This window comes from Mycobacterium sp. (assembly GCF_032162105.1).
Taxonomy (GTDB): domain Bacteria; phylum Actinomycetota; class Actinomycetes; order Mycobacteriales; family Mycobacteriaceae; genus Mycobacterium.
This window is the reverse complement of sequence record NZ_JAVRPS010000378.1, coordinates 1-22,651: the sequence shown is the minus strand read 5'-3', so window position 1 is coordinate 22,651 and position 22,651 is coordinate 1. Positions and strand designations below refer to the sequence as shown.

The 22,651-nt window shown below is 68.9% G+C and carries 22 protein-coding genes and 1 pseudogene; 9 read left to right on the top strand and 14 right to left on the bottom strand.

Annotated elements, in window-relative coordinates; all coding sequences use genetic code 11:
* The first annotated feature begins 180 nt into the window (after window positions 1-180).
* Both idsA2 and QOC69_RS19175 read left to right on the top strand, forming a co-directional pair.
* Window positions 181-1,263 carry a bifunctional (2E,6E)-farnesyl/geranyl diphosphate synthase gene (gene idsA2, locus QOC69_RS19180; protein WP_526442439.1) on the top strand — a complete coding sequence of 361 codons (1,083 nt, stop codon included), beginning with the start codon at window positions 181-183 and terminating at the stop codon, window positions 1,261-1,263.
* 5 nt (window positions 1,264-1,268) lie between these two features.
* Window positions 1,269-2,804: an alpha-(1->6)-mannopyranosyltransferase A gene (locus QOC69_RS19175; protein ID WP_526442437.1), complete on the top strand. Its 1,536-nt coding sequence runs from the start codon at window positions 1,269-1,271 to the stop codon at window positions 2,802-2,804.
* Here the strand turns inward: QOC69_RS19175 and QOC69_RS19170 are convergent.
* Complete coding sequence (locus QOC69_RS19170) at window positions 2,791-3,195, bottom strand: Rv2175c family DNA-binding protein (RefSeq protein ID WP_526442435.1); 405 nt, start codon at window positions 3,193-3,195, stop codon at window positions 2,791-2,793. The genes QOC69_RS19175 and QOC69_RS19170 overlap by 14 nt on opposite strands.
* A 92-nt stretch (window positions 3,196-3,287) precedes the next feature.
* On the opposite strand from QOC69_RS19170, the gene QOC69_RS19165 reads away from it, so the two are divergent.
* Window positions 3,288-4,433 carry a protein kinase domain-containing protein gene (locus QOC69_RS19165; protein ID WP_526442447.1) on the top strand — a complete coding sequence of 382 codons (1,146 nt, stop codon included), beginning with the start codon at window positions 3,288-3,290 and terminating at the stop codon, window positions 4,431-4,433.
* On the opposite strand, the gene QOC69_RS19160 is transcribed toward QOC69_RS19165, so the two are convergent.
* Genes QOC69_RS19160 through QOC69_RS19150 form a run of 3 tightly spaced genes read right to left on the bottom strand, consistent with a single transcriptional unit; the run spans window position 4,430 to window position 7,229 of the window.
* Entirely contained in the window at window positions 4,430-5,824 is a 1,395-nt protein-coding gene (locus QOC69_RS19160) for a class II 3-deoxy-7-phosphoheptulonate synthase (RefSeq protein ID WP_526442433.1), read from the bottom strand. The genes QOC69_RS19165 and QOC69_RS19160 overlap by 4 nt on opposite strands.
* 52 nt (window positions 5,825-5,876) lie before the next feature.
* Window positions 5,877-6,401, bottom strand: a complete 525-nt coding sequence (locus tag QOC69_RS19155; RefSeq protein WP_526442431.1) for a polyadenylate-specific 3'-exoribonuclease AS — start codon at window positions 6,399-6,401, stop codon at window positions 5,877-5,879.
* A 3-nt stretch (window positions 6,402-6,404) separates the two neighbouring features.
* Window positions 6,405-7,229, bottom strand: coding sequence for a hypothetical protein (locus QOC69_RS19150; protein WP_526442445.1), 825 nt, complete (start codon window positions 7,227-7,229; stop codon window positions 6,405-6,407).
* A gap of 147 nt (window positions 7,230-7,376) precedes the next feature.
* Between QOC69_RS19150 and QOC69_RS19145 the strand changes: the two genes are divergently transcribed.
* A complete protein-coding gene (locus tag QOC69_RS19145; RefSeq protein ID WP_526442429.1) occupies window positions 7,377-8,699 on the top strand; it encodes a glycosyltransferase 87 family protein in 1,323 nt (440 codons plus the stop codon).
* Here the strand turns inward: QOC69_RS19145 and QOC69_RS19140 are convergent.
* From QOC69_RS19140 to QOC69_RS19120, 5 genes are all read right to left on the bottom strand, one after another.
* Entirely contained in the window at window positions 8,696-9,424 is a 729-nt protein-coding gene (locus QOC69_RS19140; protein ID WP_526442427.1) for a lysophospholipid acyltransferase family protein, read from the bottom strand. The two genes, QOC69_RS19145 and QOC69_RS19140, sit on opposite strands and share 4 nt — an antisense overlap.
* Before the next feature lie 96 nt (window positions 9,425-9,520).
* Window positions 9,521-9,895, bottom strand: coding sequence for a hypothetical protein (locus QOC69_RS19135; protein WP_526442425.1), 375 nt, complete (start codon window positions 9,893-9,895; stop codon window positions 9,521-9,523).
* Complete coding sequence (locus tag QOC69_RS19130; RefSeq protein ID WP_526442423.1) at window positions 9,892-11,169, bottom strand: ArsA family ATPase; 1,278 nt, start codon at window positions 11,167-11,169, stop codon at window positions 9,892-9,894. The genes QOC69_RS19135 and QOC69_RS19130 overlap by 4 nt, the downstream gene beginning before the upstream one ends.
* Window positions 11,166-11,603, bottom strand: a complete 438-nt coding sequence (locus QOC69_RS19125; protein ID WP_526442421.1) for an SRPBCC family protein — start codon at window positions 11,601-11,603, stop codon at window positions 11,166-11,168. Before QOC69_RS19125 ends, QOC69_RS19130 begins: the two co-directional genes overlap by 4 nt.
* A 96-nt stretch (window positions 11,604-11,699) precedes the next feature.
* Window positions 11,700-12,089, bottom strand: coding sequence for a polyketide cyclase / dehydrase and lipid transport (locus tag QOC69_RS19120; RefSeq protein ID WP_526442419.1), 390 nt, complete (start codon window positions 12,087-12,089; stop codon window positions 11,700-11,702).
* Window positions 12,090-12,222: 133 nt separating this feature from the next.
* On the opposite strand from QOC69_RS19120, the gene QOC69_RS19115 reads away from it, so the two are divergent.
* Window positions 12,223-14,031 (top strand): AMP-dependent synthetase/ligase, encoded by a 1,809-nt coding sequence (locus QOC69_RS19115; RefSeq protein WP_526442417.1) that lies wholly within the window; start codon window positions 12,223-12,225, stop codon window positions 14,029-14,031.
* 7 nt (window positions 14,032-14,038) lie between these two features.
* On the opposite strand, the gene QOC69_RS19110 is transcribed toward QOC69_RS19115, so the two are convergent.
* From QOC69_RS19110 to QOC69_RS19095, 4 genes are all read right to left on the bottom strand, one after another.
* A complete protein-coding gene (locus QOC69_RS19110) occupies window positions 14,039-15,181 on the bottom strand; it encodes a glycosyltransferase family 4 protein (protein ID WP_526442415.1) in 1,143 nt (380 codons plus the stop codon).
* 10 nt (window positions 15,182-15,191) lie between these two features.
* Window positions 15,192-16,025 (bottom strand): peptidase, encoded by an 834-nt coding sequence (locus QOC69_RS19105; protein WP_526442413.1) that lies wholly within the window; start codon window positions 16,023-16,025, stop codon window positions 15,192-15,194.
* A complete protein-coding gene (ripC, locus tag QOC69_RS19100; RefSeq protein WP_526442411.1) occupies window positions 15,994-17,136 on the bottom strand; it encodes a peptidoglycan hydrolase RipC in 1,143 nt (380 codons plus the stop codon). Before ripC ends, QOC69_RS19105 begins: the two co-directional genes overlap by 32 nt.
* A gap of 150 nt (window positions 17,137-17,286) precedes the next feature.
* A complete protein-coding gene (locus tag QOC69_RS19095; RefSeq protein ID WP_526442409.1) occupies window positions 17,287-17,520 on the bottom strand; it encodes a hypothetical protein in 234 nt (77 codons plus the stop codon).
* A gap of 163 nt (window positions 17,521-17,683) precedes the next feature.
* Here QOC69_RS19095 and QOC69_RS19090 point away from each other — a divergent pair, with 163 nt between their 5' ends.
* Window positions 17,684-19,474, top strand: a complete 1,791-nt coding sequence (locus tag QOC69_RS19090; RefSeq protein ID WP_526442443.1) for a DEDD exonuclease domain-containing protein — start codon at window positions 17,684-17,686, stop codon at window positions 19,472-19,474.
* Here the strand turns inward: QOC69_RS19090 and trpD are convergent.
* The gene (gene trpD / locus QOC69_RS19085; RefSeq protein ID WP_526442407.1) at window positions 19,458-20,543 is read right to left on the bottom strand and encodes an anthranilate phosphoribosyltransferase; all 1,086 of its coding nucleotides are present in this window, start codon (window positions 20,541-20,543) and stop codon (window positions 19,458-19,460) included. The two genes, QOC69_RS19090 and trpD, sit on opposite strands and share 17 nt — an antisense overlap.
* A gap of 86 nt (window positions 20,544-20,629) precedes the next feature.
* Between trpD and ctaE the strand changes: the two genes are divergently transcribed.
* From ctaE to QOC69_RS19070, 3 genes and pseudogenes are all read left to right on the top strand, one after another.
* Window positions 20,630-21,241 carry an aa3-type cytochrome oxidase subunit III gene (gene ctaE, locus QOC69_RS19080; RefSeq protein WP_526442405.1) on the top strand — a complete coding sequence of 204 codons (612 nt, stop codon included), beginning with the start codon at window positions 20,630-20,632 and terminating at the stop codon, window positions 21,239-21,241.
* Between the two features lie 20 nt (window positions 21,242-21,261).
* Window positions 21,262-22,083 carry a cytochrome bc1 complex diheme cytochrome c subunit gene (gene qcrC, locus QOC69_RS19075; protein ID WP_526442441.1) on the top strand — a complete coding sequence of 274 codons (822 nt, stop codon included), beginning with the start codon at window positions 21,262-21,264 and terminating at the stop codon, window positions 22,081-22,083.
* A pseudogene (locus tag QOC69_RS19070) lies at window positions 22,080-22,651 on the top strand (cytochrome bc1 complex Rieske iron-sulfur subunit); the annotation flags it as partial. The gene qcrC and the pseudogene QOC69_RS19070, both read left to right, overlap by 4 nt.

Genomic DNA, 22,651 nt, shown 5'->3' with positions numbered 1-22,651 from the left:
GCGTTCGTGGTGGCGGCGATCATCGGCGGGGTCGCGTGGATGAGCAGAGACCGCAGTCCCGTGGTGGCGGATCCGCACGAACCGCCGCGTTGACGCACCTATGCCCTGAGTTGCTCCGAACGGCCCTGCACGCTCTACTCTGAATGCAATCCGGGGTAAGGAAAGGGGCGCCCGCTGAGCGTGGAAGCCGCGGCACCGTCGGCCGTCGAGCTGGCGGGCGCCGTCACCGATCAATTGCGGGATTATCTCCGCGAGCGCCGACGCGGTGCCGCCTACATTGGCGCCGATTACGCCGACCTGACCGCCGCACTCGAGGAATTCGTGCTGCGCGGAGGCAAACGGCTGCGTCCCGCGTTCGCGTACTGGGGGTGGCGCGCGGTGTCTCCCGATGACACGGCAGGCCCGGACATCCTTCGCCTGTTCGCCGCTCTGGAGCTATTGCACGCGTGTGCGCTGGTGCACGACGACGTCATCGACGCGTCGGCGACGCGTCGTGGCTTGCCCACGGTGCACCGGCTGTTCGCCGACCGTCATCGCGAGCAGAACTGGCACGGGTCACCCGACCAGTTCGGCCTTTCCGCGGCGATCCTGCTCGGCGACCTATCCCTGGTGTGGGCCGACGACATCGTCGCCACCGTCGACCTGCCGCTGGATGCGCATCGCCGCGTCCAGCGCGTGTGGGCCGACATCCGGACCGAGGTGCTCGGCGGGCAGTACCTCGACATCGCCGCCGAGGCCAGCGGTGCCGAGTCGGTGGCGTCGGCGATGACCGTCAACACCTACAAGACGGCCTCTTACACGATCTCGCGGCCGCTGCAGCTGGGCGCGGCCGCCGCGGCGGACCGGCCGGACGTGCAGACGACGTTCCACGAGCTCGGCACCGACCTCGGGGTGGCCTTCCAGCTTCGCGACGACGTGCTCGGGGTGTTCGGCGATCCGGCGGTCACCGGCAAGCCCTCCGGTGATGACCTGCGGTCGGGCAAGCGCACCGTGCTGCTGGCCGAGGCCATCGAGCGAGCCGAGAAGAGCGATCCGGCGGCCGCGAAGCTGTTGCGCACCTCGATCGGCACGGTGCTGACCGACCCGGAGGTGCACGAACTGTGCCTGGTGATCGAGTCGGTCGGGGCGCTTGCCGCGGTCGAGGACCACATCGACACGCTCACCCGACGAGCGCTTGACGTGCTGACCGCCGCACCGATCGACTTGCATGCCAAGGCCGGCCTGGCCGAGCTCGCCGGACGGGCGTCCAACCGGTCCGCCTGAGGAGCATGACTACCCCGACGTCGACGCGCGACCCGAGAACCGGGTTGGCGGCCGGCATTTCGCGCCTGGTGGCATTCGCGACGTCGCCGGAGGCCCGTCCGGCGCTTCTCGGCTTCTTGGGTGCAGTGCTGATCACCCTTGGCGGTCTCGGCGCGGGCAGCACCCGACTGCACGACCCGCTGCTCGAGTCGCTGCACCTGTCCTGGCTGCGGTTCGGCCACGGCCTGGTGGTGTCGTCGGTGCTGCTGTGGGGCGGCGTGGCGGTGATGCTGGTGTCGTGGCTGTGGCTGGGACGGCGGGTCGTGGACCGCAGCGCCACCGAGTACACGATGGTGGCGACGACGGGCTTCTGGCTGGCGCCGCTGCTGCTCAGCGTGCCGGTGTTCAGCCGCGACACCTACTCCTACCTGGCGCAGGGCGCGCTGCTGCGCGACGGCCTCGACCCCTACATCGTCGGACCCATCGACAACCCGAACTCGTTGCTGGACAACGTGAGTCCGATCTGGACCACGACCACGGCACCGTACGGTCCCGCGTTCATCCTGGTCGCCAAGTTCGTCACGATGATGGTCGGGAACGACGTCGTCAGCGGAACCATGCTGCTGCGGCTGTGCATGCTGCCCGGCCTGGTGATGCTGATCTGGGCCGCGCCCCGAGTCGCCCGACACGTCGGCGCCAACGGCGCTGCGGCACTGTGGATCTGCGTGCTCAACCCGCTGGTGATCATCCACCTGATGGGCGGCGTGCACAACGAGATGCTGATGGTCGGGCTGATGATGGCCGCCATCGCGCTCACCTTCGCCAACCATCCGGCCTGGGGGGTCAGCCTGATCGCCATCGCGGTCGCGGTCAAGGCCACCGCGGGGATCGCCCTGCCGTTCATGGTCTGGGTCTGGATGCGTCAGTTGCAGCAACGCCGGAAACTCGGGCCGGTGCCGGCCTTCTCGACGGCGACGGCGGCCTCGGTGGTGATCTTCGGCGTGGTGTTCGCCGTGCTGTCATGGCTGGCCGGCGTCGGCCTCGGCTGGCTGACCGCACTCGCCGGTTCGGTGAAGATCATCAACTGGTTGACTCTGCCCACCGCGGCCGCGAACCTGATCAACGTCGTCGGCGGCCTGCTCCTGCCGGTCAACTTCTACGCCGTTCTCGACGTCACCCGAATCATCGGCATCGCGACCATCGCCATCTCACTCCCCTTGCTGTGGTGGCGGTTTCGCCACGACGACCGCGAGGCCCTGACCGGCATCGCGCTGGCGATGCTGGTCGTGGTGCTGTTCGTCCCCGCGGCGTTGCCCTGGTACTACACCTGGCCGCTTGCGGTGTTGTCCGCGCTGGCGCAGAGTCGGGCGGCGATCGCGGTGATCGCCGGTTTCTCCACGTGGATCATGGTGATCTTCAAACCCGACGGCTCACACGGCATGTACTCGTGGTTGCACGTGCTGCTGGCCACGACTTGCGCTGGGCTGGCGTGGTACTCACTGGCCAAGGCACGCGAGGCGCAGGAGCCCCCGCCGGAGCGGCAGACCGTCAGTAGCCCATAGCCTGCGCCCGGCGCACCACCTCGCGGGCCTGATGGGAGCGCAACGCGTCGACGGGACGGGCATTGGGCTTCGGTTCGATGTCCCCATCGCGGCTGATCGTCAACGAGGGGTCAGGGGTGAACAGCCACCGCACGATCTCGGTCGGGTGGTATCCGCCGTCGTGCAGCACCACCAGCAGACCGGGCAGCGGCTTGACCACGCGTCCGGCGTCGTCGAAGAAGGCCTTCGGCACCACGGTGACGCCGTCGCGGCGCACCGCGATCAGGTGTCGTTCACGCAGGCGCTGGTGCACCTTCGTGACCGGGATGCCCAGCAGGGACGCCACTGTGGGTATGTCGTAGACGGCTTCGTCGGGATCAAGAACGTCCTCGGCGGCCGGAATGGTGCTCACAGATGCGAGTCTAAGATGCACGCGTGGAGACCAGCCAGCGATCGGACCCGCTTGTCGGCGCGGTTCTGGACGGCCGCTACCGCGTCGACGGGATGATCGCGACGGGAGGCATGTCCACCGTGTACCGCGGGCTCGACGTCCGACTGGACCGGCCGGTGGCGCTGAAGGTGATGGATTCCCGCTATGCGCAGGATCAACAGTTCCTCACCCGGTTCCAGCGCGAGGCGCGCGCGGTCGCCAGATTGAAGGATCCCGGCCTGGTTTCGGTCTATGACCAGGGCTTCGACGCCCACCACCCGTTCCTCGTCATGGAACTCGTCGAGGGCGGCACGCTGCGCGAACTCCTGCACGAACGCGGCCCGATGCCGCCGCACGCCGTCGCCGCCGTCTTGGCGCCGGTGCTGAGCGGCCTCGCGGTGGCCCATCGCGCCGGTCTGGTGCATCGCGACGTAAAGCCCGAGAACGTGCTGATCTCCGACGACGGCGAGGTCAAGATCGCCGACTTCGGTCTGGTCCGCGCGATCGCCGAGGCGAAGATCACATCGACCAGCGTCATCCTCGGCACCGCGGCGTACCTGTCGCCCGAGCAGGTGGGCACCGGCGATGCCAGCCCGCGCAGCGACGTGTACGGGGTCGGCGTGCTGGCCTACGAACTGCTCACCGGCGACACGCCGTTCAAGGGCGACACCGCGTTGTCGGTGGCATACCAGCGGATGGATCACGACGTGCCCCCTCCGAGCGCGGCGATCGCAGGCGTGCCAGCGCAATTCGACGAATTCGTGCTGTGCGCGACGGCGCGCAACCCGGCCGACCGATTCGCCGATGCGCAGGACATGAGCGCCGAGCTGGGCACGATCGTCGAGGAGCTCGGGCTGCCGCCCTTCCGGGTGCCTGCGCCGCGCAACTCGGCCCAGCACGCGTCGGCCGCGGCGCAACATGCCAGCGTGCACGCCGAACGAACCACCGGGGCCACCGTGCAGCCGCCGCGCCGGCACACCCGCGAGTTCACCCGCGGCCCCGACGACTGGCGTCCGGCCCCGCCCGCCGACGACACCGGGCGGGACGACTACCGGCACCACCCGGAGCGGTTCGCAGGCATCGAGATCGACGAGTTCGAGTGGGCCCGACAGCGCGCCAGGCGGGCGACGCTGTTATGGGTGGTCACGGTCCTGACGCTGGCCGGGCTCGTCGCCGTCGGCGCGTGGACTCTTGGCAGCAATCTGTCCGGGCTGCTCTAGTCCCGCAACATCTCGGCGACCAGGAACGCCAGCTCAAGGGACTGCTGGGTGTTCAGCCGCGGGTCGCATGCGGTCTCGTAGCGGCCCGCCAGGTCGGAATCCGAGATGTCTTGTGCCCCACCGAGACACTCGGTGACGTTCTCGCCGGTGATCTCGACGTGGATGCCGCCGGGGTGGGTGCCCAGCGCGCGGTGCACCTCGAAGAAGCCCTGCACCTCGTCGACGATCCGATCGAAGTGCCGGGTCTTGTAGCCCGTCGACGACTCGTGAGTGTTGCCGTGCATCGGGTCGCACTGCCAGATCACCTGATGACCGGTGGCCTGCACCTTCTCGATGATCGGCGGCAACAGGTCGCGCACCTTGCCGTTGCCCAGCCGGCTGACCAGCGTCAGGCGACCCGGCTGGTTGTGCGGATCGAGCCTTTCGACGTACTCGACGGCCAGTTCCGGCGTCATGTTCGGCCCGATCTTCACCCCGATCGGGTTGGCGATCACCTCGGCGAACGCGACGTGGGCGCCGTCGAGCTGGCGGGTGCGATCCCCGATCCAGACGTAGTGCGCGCTCAGGTCGTACAACTTGGGGGTGCCGTCCTCGGCTCCCTCCAAGTCGAGACGCAGCATCGCCCGCTCGTAGTCGAGCACGAGGGCCTCGTGGCTGGCGTAGATCTCCGCGGTCTGCAGGTTGCGGTCGGCCACCCCGCAGGCGGTCATGAACTTCAGCCCACGATCGATCTCGGCGGCCAGCGCCTCGTACCGGGCACCCGCGGGTGAGGTGCGGACGAACTCACGATTCCAGTCGTGCACCGAGTGCAGCGACGCCAGCCCCGATGAGGTCAGAGCCCGCACCAGGTTCATCGCGGCGCTGGCGTTGGCGTAGGCCCGCACCAGGCGCGACGCATCGTGGTCGCGGACCGAGGCGTCGGGCGCGAAACCGTTGATCATGTCGCCGCGGTAGGACTTCAGCCCGAGCGCGTCGAGGTCGGCCGAGCGTGGCTTGGCGTACTGCCCTGCGATGCGGGCCACCTTGACCACCGGCATGCTGGCGCCGTAGGTCAGCACGACCGCCATCTGCAGCAGGGTGCGAATGTTGGCGCGGATGTGCGGTTCGGTGTTGTCGACGAACGTCTCGGCGCAGTCGCCGCCCTGGAGCAGGAACGCCTCACCGCGTGCAACGTCGGCGAGCAGCCCCTTGAGCCGCTCGATCTCCGAAGGCACGGTGACCGGCGGGACGCTCTCCAGCACGGTCCGCATCGCCTTGGCCTGATCGGCCGGCCAGTCGGGCTGTTGCGCAGCGGGCCTGGCCAGCGCGGCGTCGAGCCTCATTCGCAGGCTGTCGGGCAGCGGCGGCAGCGACGGAAGCTGGTCGATGGGTACGTCGACGGTCCAGTTCACCCATCTATGGTAGCCGGGTGAAACAGCCGGTTTCACCAGCCATACCAGCAGCTCAGGCGCGTGCGGCCCAGGCCCCGTCGTCGCCCTGTTCGTCTGGGCGCCCGCCCGTCATCAGTTGGAACCGGCGCAGATTGTGCCGGGCGTCGACGAGCGCGTCATGCGCGTCGCGCGGCCGAGGCGGCATCCGCGGCGAGCCCCGCTCCTCCCAGAACTGGCGCAACTCCCTGGTGAACCGCGGTATCGCGGGCGGCAGGTCGGTCATCGGGCCCCACAGCTGGCACATCACCACGTGGTCGTAGGCGCCCACCCAGGCCCACAACTCGATCGATTCGTCGCCGTCGACGTCGAAGAAGTCCTCGAGGTCCGAGCGGATCTGTCTGCGCGACCGCCACAGCTTCGACGACGGTGACGGCAGCTTCGGCAGCACGTTCTTGCGCACCCACTGGCCCGCCCGCTCCGGGTCGAATTCCGTTGAAATGGCGTAGTATTCGCGGCCGTCCTCGGCGGCGACGCCGATCGAGATCAGCTCGATGGTGCGACCGTTGTCGATGAACTCGGTGTCGTAGAAGTAGCGCATGTCTCAGCCCGCCTCCACACTCGCGGCGCGCGGCGCCGGAGCGGCGTGGATTTCCTTGTCGAGCTGCTCGTTGACCTCGACGTCGTCGGGAAAGTGCGGCTCCCCGGCGATCACGTGCTGCAGCCACAACTTGGCCTGAACGACGGGCCGGCGCAATCGCCGCTCCCGCTCCAGCGCATGGTGCATCCTGCGCGGCCGGTCGGCGTAGCGCCACCGCGCCCACGGCGCGTGCGGCCGCGACACCCGGATCGCCCCGACGATCAGAAGAGGGGTGATGAACATCCCGACCAGACCGGTCCACACCTTGCCCTTCAGCAGGACGACCACCGCAAGCGACAGGGTGAAGAGGGCGACCCCCACCACGGTGGCACGTGCGAGCAGGGTGCGGTCGTCGCGCCAGATGTCGACGTCGAAGAACGACAGCGGATTGAGCCCCATGATCAGCAGCCCCGCCACCGCGACCGCCGCGAACACCGCATCCACCGAAGTCCTGCCGTCCTCGGACCAGTACACGTCCTGCAGGTGCAGGATCAGCGCGAACTCGTCCAGCACCAGCGCCGCGCCGATACCGAATCCTATTGCGGCCGCAGTGAATTCGGGCACACCTCCATCGACGGCGAGTGTCACCATGGTCACCCCGGAGATCATGACCAAGATCACGCCGATCACCACGTGGTGGATGTGCATGCCGCCACCGCCCCCCGAAACCGAGATGTTGCGTGGTTGCCACCACTTGGGCGGGGTGTTGCGGTCGGCGTTGTGACGGATGTAGCGGACGATCGTCCGGGTCACCAGGAAGGTCAGAAGAAACGCGATCAGGCACCACATCAGCGGCAGTCGGCCAGGCGGGATCGCCAAGTGGAAACTCAGGTCGAATTTCGGATCTAGCACGGGCAAAACTTACGCCGACCTGCGCGCGTCGCGGACCGGATGGTGCCCGACTCGCCGTGGCGCCCCGATAGGCTGTTCGGCGAGATGAGTATTTTGCGGCCCCCCGACAGGGCCCACCTGTGGCCGACCATCGGGTGGCGGCTGTTCCAGCTGCTGACGTTGGCCGCACTGGTCTGGGCGGGCTGGCACCTGCTGGTCGACGCGCCGTACCGCATCGACATCGACGTGTACCGGATGGGCGGCCGCGCCTGGCTCGACGGCACCCCGCTCTACAGCGACGGCACCATCTTCCATACCCGCGCCGGCCTGGACCTGCCGTTCACCTATCCCCCGCTGGCCGCGATCGTGTTCGCGCCATTCGCATGGTTGTCGCTATCCGGTGCCGGTGTCACCATCACGGTCATCACGTTGCTGCTGCTCATCGTCTCGACGTGGATCGTGCTCACCCGACTGCGGGTCTGGGACCACTCGGCGATCGCCACCGGCCCGGCCTGGCTGCGACGCTGCTGGCTGGCGGCGGCGATCGTCGCGCCGGCCGTCATCTACCTGGAGCCGATCCGGTCGAACTTCGACTTCGGCCAGATCAACGTCGTGCTGATGACGCTGGTGATCGCCGACTGCGTGCCACGCCGGACGCCGTGGCCGCGTGGACTGCTGCTCGGGGTGGCGATCGCGCTGAAGCTCACGCCGGCGGTCTTCCTGCTGTACTTCCTGCTGCGCAGGGACACCCGGGCCCTGCTGGTCGCGGCTGCGTCGGTGGTGGCGGCCACGCTGGTCGGGTTCCTGCTGGCCTGGCAGGACTCCTTCCAGTACTGGACCGAGACCGTGCACGACACCGACCGGATCGGCACGGCGACGCTGAACACCAACCAGAACATCGCGGGCACGCTGGCGCGTCTGGGTCTCGGCGACACTCCGCGGTTCGTGGTGTGGGTGCTGGCCTGCTTCGTGGCGCTGACGCTAGTGGTGTGGGCGGCACACCGGGTGCTCAGGACGGCGGAGCCCGACGGCTCCGATGCACGCGGCGGCGAGGCCGCCGCCCTGGCCTTGGTCTGTGTCGCGATGTTCGGGCTGATCGTCTCGCCGGTGTCGTGGTCGCACCACTGGGTGTGGGCGCTGCCGACGGTGCTGGTGACCGCGGTGGTGGCCTACCGGCACCGCAACGTCGCCCTGGCGGCGGTCACGGCGGCGGGCCTGGCGTTGATGGTGTGGACCCCGATCACGCTGATGCCGAAGCACCATGAAACGTCCGCGTCGCTGTTGCGACAGCTGGCCGGCGATTCCTATCTGTGGTGGGCGCTCTTGGTGATCGTGGTGACCGGTTCGGTGGCCGGCGCCGTCACCGGGCGTCCGAACCAGGCGAACCGGCCTGCCCGCGACACCGCTTCGGTCGTTGCGACGAACTAGCCTGCGGCAGATTCCGGGATGCGGTCCGGCGGGTTGCCGTCGTTCGGGCCGTCCGCGCTCTCCTTGACGTCGGCCGCGTACAGGTCGACGTACTCCTGGCCAGACAATTGCATCAGCTCGTACACCACCTCGTCGATGACCGCGCGTTCGATGAACCGGTTGCCTGCCAGCCCCTCGAACCGGCTGAAGTCCATGGGCTTGCCGAACCTCACCTCGACCCGGCCGAACCGCCACATCTTGGAGCCGGGCGGGTTGACCACGTCGGTGCCGACCATTGCAACCGGGATGACCGGAACCCCGGACTCCAGCGCCAGCCGGGCCAGCCCCGTCTTGCCCTTGTACAACCGGCCGTCGGGCGAGCGGGTGCCCTCCGGGTACATGCCGAGCACCTTGCGCTCGCCGAGAATGCGTTCCGCGGTCGTCAGCGCATCCTGGGCGGAATCGGCGTCAGTCCGGTCGATCGGCACCTGGCCGGCGGCGGTGTAGAACCAGCGGGTGAACCAGCCCTTGATGCCGGTGCCGGTGAAGTACTCGGCCTTGGCCAGGTAGGTGATTCGCCGCCTCACCACCAGACACAGGTAGAAGCTATCGGCGACGGCGAGGTGATTACTGGCCAGGATGACTGGACCGGAGTCCGGAACGTATTCCAGCCCTTGAACTTTCGGGCGACCCAACAACGACAGCAACGGCCCCATGAACACATACTTGAACAGCCAGTACCACATCGAGCCTCCCGCGTCGGGCGCCCGGACGGTGCCCTGCGACAACTTTACCCACGCGCAGCGGCGGGGGCCACGCAGACCGCAGTCCACGTGCGCCGGTCATTCCTCGACGGTCACCGGGATGTGCTGATATCGGCCGGGCCCGGCGGGCGGCGGCTCGTCGTCCGGAGCCGAGGGCCCCGGCCCAGTGGGGGGACCGTCGGGCGGCTCGGCGGCACCGGCGCTCTCGGCCATGGCCCGGACGACCGCCAGCAGCGCGACGCTGTGCTCGGCGATCACGGTCAGCATCGGGTGCTGCTCGCCGTTCACCAACGCCGCCAGTGCACACACCGGGCACCACACCTGCTCGCACTTGCCCGCGCCGCCGGCCATTGCCCGCGCGGCCGCAAGGCGCACGGCCGGATCGAGCCGGTCCAGGATGGTCTGCGCCAACTGGCGCAGCTCGGGACCAATCTCGGGGTGAGACGCACTCACGCCGGCCACACCTCCGGATCGGGTTGAAAACGCACCGTCAGCTCGCCGCCACGCAGCTGGGCGTCCACCACGGTGCATCGCCGCAGGACGGACGCCAACCGTACCCGGCGCCGCATGCCACCGGCACCGATGATCAGGTCGTCGTCGACCCGGCCCAACGTCAACGCGCCGGGGTCGACCTGCGGCAACTGTAGCCGCAATCTGTAGACGGCATCGAGTCCGGATCCCGATTCGCGGTCGACGACGGCTCGCAGTGGTCCTGGGGGTGGCGAGCCGTCCCTGCTGCGGGCGCTGTCCAACAGTTCGGCCAGCGCCTTCGGGCCGATCGGCTCACCGGGTAGGTGCGGCACCAGCACGAGCTTTACGTCGCCGATGGCGGTGTCGAGTTCGTCGAGCACTGCCCGTTGCTCGGAGATCCGCTCGGTGTACCAATCGAAGGCCGGGTGTTCGGGAAGGTTGCGGTACTCGTACGAATCATCCTGCATCAGAATTTGATTCACGATGAGCTCGTCGACTGACACGCCCATCAAGGCCAACGAACCCAGGGTGCGCGCCGCTTCAGCGGCCACCACCCGCTCAGGGGTGAGCACCAGGTGTGCGCGGACCCGCGTTCCGTCGACCAGCAGGGAGCCGAGTCGCTCCATCCCAGCGCTGATCCGCTCCAGCAACTCGACCGCGCCCGCGGACCGGGCGTCCTGCGCCGCCAGCGACAGCCGACGGTGCCGTGGCCAGGCCCGCTCCAGGTAGAGACCGAACGTGGCGGGCAGGGTGAGCATGCGCATCGCGTCGGCCGTCGACGCGCAGTCGACCACCACGTGGTCCCACCGGCCCGAGGCGGCGAGCTCGCCCACCTCGTGCAGGCCGAGGACCTCCTGTATCCCCGGCAGCGCCGAAAGTTCCTCGGGTGCAACGTCTCCCAGATCGGATTCCGGAAACCTGGCGGCCAGCACTCCTGCCACCTCGCGCCAGCGGATTTCCAGCAGCGCCAGGGTGTCGAGAGCCAGTGCGTCGAGGAATCCGCCACCCGCGTCCGCGCCGACGTCCAGGTCGGCCAGCACCCGGGTCGGCAGACGTTCGCCGGTCGGAGTGACCGTGGTGCCCAGCACGTCGCCAGTCGAGTGCGCCTGATCGGTCGACACGATCAGCACCCGCAGGCCGCTGCGCGCGTCGCACACGGCGGTGGCGGTCGCCAACGTGGACTTGCCTACCCCGCCCTTGCCGACGAAGAGACTGATCCGAACGGCGGCCGCCGCTACGAGATCACTGGCGGTCACTCAGCCTCGACTCGTTTCTTGTGGTCCTTCAACGCGGTGTCGGTGAGCCTGCGCTCGGCCTTGCGTTTGAGCAGGCCGATCATCGGGATGATCAGGTCGACCGACAGCTCGTAGGTGACATCCGTTCCGGATCCCTTGGGCGACAGGCGATACGCTCCCTCCAACGCCCTCAACAAGGAGCTCGACACCAGCGACCAGGTGACCGACTCGTGGTCCGGGGGCCAGACGTAGGTCAACACCATCGTGTCCCTAAGCACGGCGGCGTCGAGCAGCAGTCGCGCCGTGCGTGGGTAGCCCTCGTCGTCGACGTCGAGAACCTCGGTTTCCTTGTACTCCGCGACCCAGTCCGGGTATGAGCCGATGTCGGCGATCACGTCCATCACAGTCGCCGGATCGGCATCGATGTAGATCGTCTGCGCAGTCTTGTCCGCCACGTGTTTCTCTTCCCGGGTCGCTCGGTGCGCTGAAGGGCAGCCACGCGCCCTTCAGGACAAAAATGTACCCGCACCCCCTAAGGCGAGGCCTGGTTATCACGCCAGCCGGGAAACCCCGACGGGGCGCGTTTCCTCCAAGTTCCGTTTCACCTCGAAGGCCATCGTCTTGCCCGCCACCCGGCGCCGGTGGTTCAACTTGGCCAGGTCCATCCTGGCCAGCTCCCAGGCCGTCGCCCCCGCAGGCTCGGCATGCAGGAAGTAGTGCAGGATGACGCCGTCGAGGACGGGCTGAAGCCATACCTCCATGGTTCCGGTCAACGCCCCGGTCACCGTCCAGCGGTGCCCCTTCGGACCGCGGTCCTCGATCACCGTGAGCCGAAGGTCCGGCCACCACCGCCGCCAGTTCGCAGGGTCGGCGACCGCCGCGCCGACGTCGATCGGGTCGGCGCAGACGAAGGTCTCGTCCGCGATCTGGATGCTGTTCATCGCCGATTAGCTTCACACACGAGAGTTCGTCAGCGTCACCGGAGGGCGGGAGCGAAGCGACCGGGGAATGTCACTGCGCGCCGACTAGGCTATTCGCAGGCACTGCCGCTACCACTGCTGAGAGGCCAGGACCGTGCACGAGTTCAGTGTGCCCGCATCGTTCACTGTCGGCGAGCACGACAACGTCGCCAGCTCCGTGTTCGCCCACGAGCGCGACGATCCCGACCACGCCATCATTCAACGGTTGATCGGCGGGACCTGGTCGGACGTCACCTGCGCCCAGGTCGCCGCCCAGGTCCGCTCGACCGCTTTGGGGTTGATCGCCGAAGGAGTCGGCGCTGGCGACCGGGTCGCGGTGCTGTCGGCAACCCGCTACGAGTGGGCGATCATCGACTTCGCCATCCTGGCCGTCGGCGCGGTGACCGTGCCCATCTACGAGACCTCCTCGGCCGAGCAGGTGCGCTTCGCGCTGTCCGACTCCGGGGCCGTTGCGGCGTTCGCCGAGACCGACGCGCATGCCGATACGATCGAGCAGCTCAGGGGCGAACTGCCCGAGCTCCGCAAGGTGCTGCGAATCGACGGGTCCGGACAGTCCGCACTCGACGAGCTCGCCGAGACGGGCAAGGCGACGGACGGAGCGGAGCTCGAGACCCGGCTCGCCGCCATCAAGTCGTCCGACGTCGCCACGCTCGTCTATACGTCCGGCACCACCGGCCGGCCGAAGGGCTGCCAGCTGACGCATTCAAACCTGCTGTACGAGATGCGCGGCGCCAAGTCGTGCTTCCCGGCACTGCTGGACAAGGGCGAGAAGCTCCTGGTGTTCCTGCCCCTGGCCCACGTGCTCGCTCGCGCCATCACGATCGCGGCCTTCGCCAACAAGGTCACGCTGGGCTTCACCAGTGACGTCAAGAACCTGGTGCCGACGCTCGCGGTGTTCAAGCCGACGCTGGTGGTCTCGGTGCCACGCGTCTTCGAGAAGGTCTACAACACGGCCGAGCAGAACGCCCACGACGGCGGCAAGGACAAGATCTTCGCGGCCGCGGCCAGAACGGCGATCGAGTGGAGCCAGGCGCAGGCGACCGGCCGGCCGGGTCTGCTGCTGAACCTCAAGCACGCGCTGTTCGACCGGCTGGTCTACGGCAAGCTGCGGGCCGCGCTCGGCGGCAACTGCCGCGCCGCGATCTCCGGTGGCGCGCCGCTGGGTGCCCGCCTCGGACACTTCTACCGGGGCGTGGGGCTCACCATCTACGAGGGCTATGGGCTGACCGAGACCAGCGCGGCGATCACCGTCAACCGGGTGGGCGACGTGAAGGTCGGTTCCGTCGGAAAACTGGTGCCGGGCAACAGTATGCGCATCAACGATGACGGTGAGCTGCTCGTCTCCGGCGGTGTCGTCTTCGGTGGGTACTGGCGCAACGAGGCGGAGACCGACGCGGTCTTCTCGGACGGCTGGTTCCACACGGGTGACCTCGGGGCGATCGACGGCGATGGCTTCCTGACCATCGTCGGACGCAAGAAGGAAATCATCGTCACCGCGGGCGGCAAGAACGTCGCCCCTGCTCTACTCGAGGACCGGCTGCGAGCGCATCCGCTGGTCAGCCAGGCCATGGTGGTCGGCGACGCCCAGCCGTTCATCGCGGCCCTGATCACGATCGATCCCGAGGCCTTCCCGGCATGGAAGGCGCGCAACGGCAAGGACACCGGAGCCTCTGTCGGCGACTTGGCCGACGACCCCGACCTGGTCGCCGAGATCGATCTGGCCGTCAAGGACTCCAACCAGGCGGTGTCCCATGCCGAGTCGATTCGCAAGTTCCGCATCCTGCCGGTCGACTTCACCGAGGACACCGGCGAGCTCACCCCGACGCTGAAGGTCAAGCGCAAGGTCGTGGCGGAGAAGTTCGCCAGCGACATCGATGCGCTCTACGCCAAGCCGTCCGAGTAGCCGGTCGCTAGCCGGTCAGGAGCTCGCCGAGGCGCTGCGCCTTGGTGCGCCACTGCCAGTTGTCGACGACCCATCTGCGGCCCGCGGCACCCATGTGCGCGGCCCGGTCGGGATCGGCCAGCAGGTCACCGACCGCCGCCGCGATCGCGCCGACGTCCCAACCGTCGACCACCAGTCCCGTCTCGCCGTCGATGACCGACTCCGGCGCACCCCCGGACCGGCCTGCCACCACGGGCACGCCGGACGCCGAGGCCTCCAGGTACACGATGCCGAGGCCCTCGACGTCCAGCCCCGCTCCCCTGGTCCGGCAGGGCATCGCGAACACGTCGGCCATCGCGTGGTGCGCGGGCAGCTCCTCGCCAGGAACGCCGTCGGTGAACACCACGTGCTCGGCGACGCCGAACTCGTGCGCCAGCCGGTGCAGCGTGGTGCGGTACGGCCCACCCCCGACGATCACCAGAGCAGCACCGTCGATCCGTTGCCGGATGGCAGGCAGGGCGCGGATCAGCATGTCCTGCCCCTTGCGCGGCACCAGGCGCGACAGACACAGGATGACGGGCCGCTCGCCGACGCGGTAGCGCGCCCGCAACTCCGCCCGCGCGACCGAATTCGGCTCGAACCGGTCCGTGTCGACCCCTGGCGCGAGATGCTCGAGGGCGGCCCGTGGCCCGAACGCCGAGGCGAACCTGTCGCGGGTGTAGTGGCTGACGAACGTCACCACGTCGGTGTCGTTCCCGATGCGCCGCAACGCCGTTCGGGCCAGCGGCAGCATCGACCAGCCCACCTCGTGCCCATGCGTGCTTGCGATCACCCGACTCGCCCCGGCGTGGCGGGCCAGCGGCGCCAGCAGGGCCAGCGGCGCGGCGGCGCCGAACCACACGGTGTCCACGTCGCGGTCGGCGATCAGCCGTCGCATCCGCACCGCCACCGACGGCTCGGGCACCATCAACGTCGTGGGGTGACGCACCACGTCATAGGAGGACTGGGCGGCCTCAACATCAAAGGCCTGGCATCCCTTCCACTTCGGCGCGTAGACCGTCAGTGTGTGCGTGCCCGTCTTGACCAGTTCCCCCACCAGGTTCTCCAGGTAGGACTGGATGCCGCCGGGTCGGGGCGGAAAATCATTGGTCACCAGCAGAATTCGGGCCATCGGAGTCAGGCTATCCGCTCAGCCACTGGCGCCAGGACGCCACCACCTGGGGCAGGTCCGCGCCGAGGGTGTCCTGGACTGCGGTCGCGACGTCGGGGTGGCCGGGGCGGCACGCCGCCAGGTACAGCCTGCGCAGTGCCGGCATCCCGTACCGGTCGGCGACGAAGCGACTGAACCACCACGCCCGGTCGTAGGCTAGCGACCGCGTTGCGCCCGCGGTGTCGAGATCGGCGTCGGTCGGCAACCGGGCCAGGTCGGCGGCCCGCGCGGGTCCCGGCCGCGCCTCGGGCGGGCGTCCGACGAAGTCGGCGACGCCCTCGGTCAGCCAGCGCGGTGCGTCTGCCGCGGTGTCGGCCCGCGCCGCGTAGTGAAACAGTTCGTGACGCAGAACGATGCGCAGCGCCTCGTCGCTCATCGCCGCCGCGCCGGGCGCGAACACGATCCGCGCAGGCGTCGTCGCCGCGGCGATGTCGGATCCGGGGGTGCCGAGTGTGGCGAACTCCTCGTCGGTGCTCGCCGCAACGATCACGATGTCGCGGCGCCAGCCCTCACCCCAGAACGCGGTGACGGCCTCGGCGGCGGAGTCGAGTTCGGCGGCGATCCGGGCGGTCAAGCCGGCGGACCGGGCGCCGCCGAGCGGGATCAGGGTGGCGGTGCGGCCGTCGCGCAGGGTCAGCGTCTGCGACGTCGGCGCCGGGGTGTTCGACGCCAGCGGTGGCGACGCGTTTGGTGCGACCATCGGCGCGGGACGCGCGAGCAACGCGACGGCGGCGATCAGCTCGACGAGCAGCAGGATGCCCAGAAACGGGCGGTCAGTACCGGCGGACGTTGTGGATCGGCGCATTGTCCACCGGGGCGACCCGAACCGGTGTCCCGTAGGTGGACGCATGCACCATCATGCCGTCGCCGATGTAGATGGCCACGTGCGATGCGTCCGAGTAATAGGTGATCAGATCGCCCGGCTGCATCTGGTCCATCGACACCGACTGGCCACCCTGCGCCAGCGCCTGACTGGAGTGCGGCAGCGCGACGCCGGCCTGCTGGAACGCCCACATCACCAGACCGGAGCAGTCGAACGAGCTTGGTCCCGACGCGCCCCAGGAGTACGGCGAGCCGATCCGGGTGAGCGCCGCCTGGACGGCGACCATGCCCTCTGCACCGGGCCCTGGCATGGGAACGGCGGCCTCCGGCGGCGCGATGTCGCCACCAGGAGCGGCGGCCAGCACCTCGGGCCCGCCGTCGCCCGGCGGCACCGCATCGGGTGCCGGTGGCACCGCATCGGGTGCCGGCGCGGGCGGAATAGCGGCCAGAGCCTGCCGTTGGGCAGGGCTGAGAACCGAGTACTGCGACTTGACGACGGCGATCTGCACCTGCAGCTTGCTTTGCTTGGATTGCAAGTCCGCGCGCACCGCGGCGGCCTGTTCGGCGGCGGTCTTGGCGTCGGCGGCGGACTTGGCGGACGCCGCTTCCGCGCTAGCGGCCTGCGCGCTGGTGGCCTTGAAGTTGTGCATCTGCACCGACATCTCGGTGGCCATCACCCGCTGCACGGCGAGTTGATCGATCAGCCCCTGCGGCGAAGAGGCGGTCAGCATCGCGTCGAGGCCGTCCGTCCGACCACCCATGTATTGCGCGGCAGCAACCCTGTCGACGCCACTTTGGAACGTTGCCAGCTGCCCGTTGGCCGCATCCACGGCCGCCATGTCGGCAGCGTGCTGGGCGTCGGCAGACTGCTGCGCTGCCAGCTTGTCCTTGAGTTCCAGCTCCGCGGTGTGCATGGCCTCGGTGGTCGACTCGGCCTGCCGCGACAGCTCATTCAGCTTTGCCATCGCATCGTCAGCGGGGTCGGCCTGCACATTTCCGGCGAGCACCCCGCCCAACATCATGAGGCCGGCTATCGCACCTATGACGGGTCGTCGGATACCACCTGTGCTTCGGCGCGTGCGGTCAAGCCTCAAGATTTGCGTCCTTACAACTGCCGTTGTGAACCGCTCGTACTGCTCTTAGGTCTCAAGTAGGTTACGAAACGGCATCGGGGTTGTCCATTAGAAGACGCAAATTTAACAGGCCCCCCGGAATAAATTTCGCTGTCCCGGGGGTGCGTGTCGTCAGGCGACTCCTGATTGACGCCCGCGGTGAATTGGCACCAGCCGCAAGCGCGGTGCCAACCCTACGTCGGCGAGCACCTCCAGCGCGCGGCGCTCGTCGTCCTGCAACGTCTCGGGGACGCCGAGCAGAACACTCACCACGCAGTCCTTGCACCCGTGCCCGCGGACGGCGCAGTCGTCGCAATCGATGACGACGCTGCCGCCGTCCTGCCCCGGTGTCTCGCGTTGCACCATCGCAGCACTCCTTTCACTTCGTTTGATCGCACGCTAACGACACGCACCGACAAATCACGTCGATGTCAGTCGACGGCCCTACGGTCACGGCATGGCGCCACCACGATCCCGGGTCGCTTCGCTCCTGCCCTCCGAACCGGACGGGGGCCAGTTGGCGTTCGACATGGACGAGGTGTCGTTGCGCGACACCACGTTCGTCGTGGTCGACCTCGAGACCACTGGCGGGCGGGCCACCGAGTCAACGCCGGGACGGCGCGACCACGACCAGATCACCGAGATCGGCGCCGTCAAGGTGCGGGGCGGCGTCGTGCTCGGCGAACTGGCCACCCTGGTCGATCCCGGCCGGTCCATCCCTCCACAGATCGTCGCGCTCACGGGCATCACCACGGCCATGGTGTGCGACGCCCCGCGGATCGAATCGGTGCTGCCGTCGTTCCTCGAGTTCTCCCGCGGCGCAGTCCTGGTGGCGCACAACGCCGGCTTCGACATCGGCTTCCTCAAGGCCGCGGCCAAGCGATGCCAGCTCGTCTGGCCGCAACCGCCGGTGCTGTGCACGGTCAAGCTGGCGCGCCGCGTGCTCACCCGCGACGAGGCCCCCAGCGTGCGCCTGTCCGCGCTGGCGCAGTTGTTCGATGCGGCCACCACCCCGACCCACCGCGCGCTCGACGACGCGCGTGCCACGGTCGACGTACTGCACGCCCTCATCGAACGGATCGGGAACCAGGGCGTGCACTCGCTCACCGAGCTGCGGTCATATCTGCCGGACGTGACGCCCGCGCAACGCAGCAAGCGCCACCTGGCCGCGAGCCTGCCGAACCGCCCGGGGGTGTACCTGTTCCGCGGCCCGGCCGACGAGGTGCTCTACGTCGGAACCGCGGTCGACCTCCGGCGGCGGGTCGGCCAGTACTTCAACGGCGCGGATCCGCGCACCCGGATGAAGGAGATGGTGGGGCTGGCCACCCGTGTCGACCACGTCGAGTGCGCACACGACCTCGAGGCGGGCGTGCGGGAACTTCGGCTGCTGGCAGCCCATGCGCCGCCGTACAACCGACGGTCGAAGTTTCCGCATCGGTGGTGGTGGGTGATGCTCACCGACGAGCCCTTTCCCCGCTTCTCGGTGGTTCGGGCGCCCAAGCACGACCGCACCTTCGGTCCCTTCCGGGCCCGTGCCGACGCCGCCGAGACCGCGGCGCTGATTGCCCAATTCACCGGCGTGCGAACCTGTACCGCCCGGCTGGGCCGCTCGGCGCTGCACGGGCCCGCCTGCGCCGAGCGCGAATTGTCGCCGTGCCCGGCGCCACGCGACGTCGCGGTCGACGGGTATGCCGCGGGTCCGCTGCGCGCGGACCGCCTCATCGCCGGCGCCGACGGCGCGGCCCTGTCCGAGGCGCTGGCCCACATCGAAGACCTTGCCGCCCGTGGCCGATACGAGACCGCGGCCCGGCTGCGCGACCACGCCGCGACCGCCATCGATGCCCTGTGGCGCGGTCAACGGCTGCGTGCCCTGACCGCGGTAGCCGAACTGGTGGCGGCCCGCCCCGACGGCAGTGGCGGCTGGCAGCTGGCGGTGATCCGGTGCGGCCAGCTCGGCGCGGCAGGCAACGCAAGGCGTGGAGTTCCACCGATGCCGGTCGTCGACGCGATTTGCGCTGCGGCGCAAGCGATTCTGCCTGCTGCGGCGCCGCTGGGCGGTGCGCTGGTCGAGGAGTCGGCGCTGATCGCCCGCTGGCTCGCCCAGCCGGGTGTGCGCATCGTGCGTACGGGTGACGGGGAATCCGGTTACGCGACCCCGCTCGCTGCGGCAGGGCGGTTGGCCGAGTGGGCGGCGCAGGCCCGGTCGGCGCGGATCGCCGCCGAGCAGGCCGTCGGGGAGGACTACGACGTTCTCTACGGACCGCGCCGAGCGCCCCGGTCCGTCGCTGCGGCGCGGCCGCCGATCAGAGCTTCTGGGTGAACCGCGCCCACCGCGCCAGCAGTTGCTCGGCCGCCCCGGAGTCGATCGCCTCGGTGGCGCGGGCCAACCCGGATTCCCAGGCGGGCACCCACTTGGCGTCGCTGGCCAGCCCGGCGTGGGCCACCATCGCGCCCGCCGCGTTGAGCACGACCGCGTCGCGCACCGGCCCCGTTGCCCCGCCGAGCACGGCGCGCACCGATGCCGCGTTGGCCTCGGCGTCACCGCCGATGAGCTCGCTCAAGTCGGCCCGCTGGAAGCCGAACGCCGCCGGATCGAACGTCAGCCGCTCGACGGTGCCCCTCTGCACCCGCCAGATGGTGCTGGTGGTGGTCGTGGTCAGCTCGTCGAGTCCGTCGTCGCCGTGCACCACCAGCACACTGGACCCCCGTGTCGCGAACACCCCGGCCATCACCTCGGCAAGGTCACCCCACGCACAGCCGATCAGGCCGGCCCGCGGCGCGGCCGGATTGGTCAGCGGCCCAAGCAGATTGAAGACCGTCGGCACCCCGATCTCACGGCGCACCACGGCCGCGTGCCGGTAGGACGGGTGGAACTGAGGCGCGAAGGCGAACCCGATGCCGACCGCGGCCACACTGCGGGCGACGTCGTCGGGTCCCAAATCGATCCGGACGCCGAGGGCCTCGAGCGTGTCGGCACCCCCGGACAGCGACGACGCCGCCCGGTTGCCGTGCTTGACGACGGGGATCCCGCTGGCGGCGACGACGATCGAAGCCATCGTGGACAGGTTGACGGTGTTCGCTCCGTCACCGCCGGTGCCCACCACGTCGACCGCGTCAGCGCTGATCGAACCGGGCGGCACGCGGCGGGCGTGCCGCAACATCACGTCGGCCAACTCGGTCACTTCGGCTGACGTGGGACGCTTCATCTTCATCGCGACGGCGAAGCCGGCGATCTGGGCGGGCGTCGCAGACCCGGTCATGATCTGATCCATCGCCCAGGCGGCCTGCCCGGTCGCCAGCGCCTGACTGGTCGTCAGCCGCCCCAGAATCTGAGGCCAAGTGGGGGAAACGTCGGATGCCACGCGGGTGAGCCTAGCCGTCGGCCACACCGCCCTGCCCTGCTCCCAAAACAGAAAACGACGAATCTCGCGACCCGGGTGGAGTTAATCAACTACAAAGCGTCATACTTCATGTTGTGACGAGTGCTGTAGGGACCTCGGGAACCGCGATCACGTCGCGGGTGCATTCGCTGAACAGGCCCAACATGGTCAGTGTCGGCACCATAGTCTGGCTTTCCAGCGAATTGATGTTCTTTGCTGGACTATTCGCCATGTACTTCACCGCGCGCGCCCAAGCCGCCGGTGACTGGCCGCCGCATCCCACCGAACTGAACCTGTATCAGGCGGTGCCGGTGACCCTGGTGCTCATCGCGTCGTCCTTCACCTGCCAGATGGGTGTGTTCGCCGCCGAGCGCGGCGACGTCTACGGCCTGCGGCGCTGGTACCTGATCACCCTCCTGATGGGCACCTTCTTCGTCGGCGGTCAGGCCTACGAGTACTACCACTTGGTCACCCACGGCACGACCATCCCCGGCAGCGCCTACGGCTCGGTCTTCTACCTGGCCACCGGATTCCACGGCTTACACGTCATCGGCGGCCTGATTGCGTTCATCTTCCTGCTGATGCGCACGACGATGAGCAAGTTCACCCCGGCGCAGGCCACCGCGGCGATCGTCGTGTCGTACTACTGGCACTTCGTCGACATCGTGTGGATCGCCCTGTTCGCCACCATCTACTTCGTGCGATGAGCTCGATCGAAAAGCAGCCGATGAGAAGGGGTTCGATGACCAGCAAGTCCCGCCGTCGGCTGCGCCGACGCCTCTCGGCAGCAATGCTGCTGCTGATCGGACTCGCAGTCGCCGGTGGCCTCGCGGCCACCCTGACGCCGCAGCCGCAGGTCGCCGTCGCCGACGAGTCGCAGCTCGGGCTGCTGCGCACCGGCAAGCAGCTGTTCGAGACCTCGTGCGTGACGTGCCACGGCGCCAACCTGCAGGGTGTGGCGGACCGCGGCCCCAGCCTGATCGGGGTCGGCGAGGCCGCCGTGTACTTCCAGGTGTCGACCGGTCGCATGCCAGCGATGCGCGGTGAGGCGCAGGCCCCGAGCAAGGACCCGATCTTCGACGAGCACCAGATCGACGCGCTCGGCGCGTACGTGCAGGCCAACGGTGGCGGGCCCACCGTCCCCCGCGACGACAACGGCCACGTCGCGCAGCAGTCACTGCTCGGCAGCGACGTGGCCCGTGGCGGTGACCTCTTCCGGCTCAACTGCGCGTCCTGCCACAACTTCCCCGGCAAGGGGGGTGCACTGTCGTCGGGCCAGTACGCCCCCGACCTCAGCGGTGCCGAGCCCGCGCAGATCTACACCGCGATGTTGACCGGCCCGCAGAACATGCCCAAGTTCTCCGACCGGCAGCTCAGCCCTGAGGAGAAGCGCGACATCGTCGCCTACGTGCGTGAGGCCACGGAGACGCCCAACCCCGGTGGGTACGGGCTCGGCGGCTTCGGCCCCGCGCCGGAGGGCATGGCGGCATGGATCATCGGGATGGTCGCCATCATCGGCGTCGCCATGTGGATCGGATCGCGAGCATGAGCACCTCGGAGAACGCACCCAAGGAAACCGACGGTCAGCCGACCGACGCCCAACTCGCGGAGATGTCGCGCGAGGAGCTGGTGACACTCGGCGGCAGGATCGACGGCGTCGAGACGATCCTGAAAGAGCCGCGCTGGCCGGTCGAGGGCACCAAGGCCGAGAAGCGCGCCGAACGGGCCGTGTCGTATTGGCTGCTGCTGGGCGGCATTTCGGGTCTTGCGTTGCTGGTGGTCTTCCTGTTCTGGCCGTGGCAGTACAAGCCGTTCGGGTCCGCCGGCGAGTTGATCTACGCCCTGGCCACCCCGCTCTACGGGGTTACCTTCGGCCTGTCGATCCTGGCGATCGGCATCGGCGCGGTGCTGTTCCAGAAGAAGTTCATCCCCGAGGAGATCTCGATCCAGGATCGCCACGACGGCGCCTCTCCCGAGCTCCAGCGCAAGACGGTTGCGGCGAACCTCACCGACGCGCTCGAGGGCTCGACCATCAAGCGGCGCAAGCTGATCGGCTTGTCCCTCGGCGTCGGGCTCGGAGCGTTCGGGCTCGGCACGGCCGTCGCGTTCATCGGTGG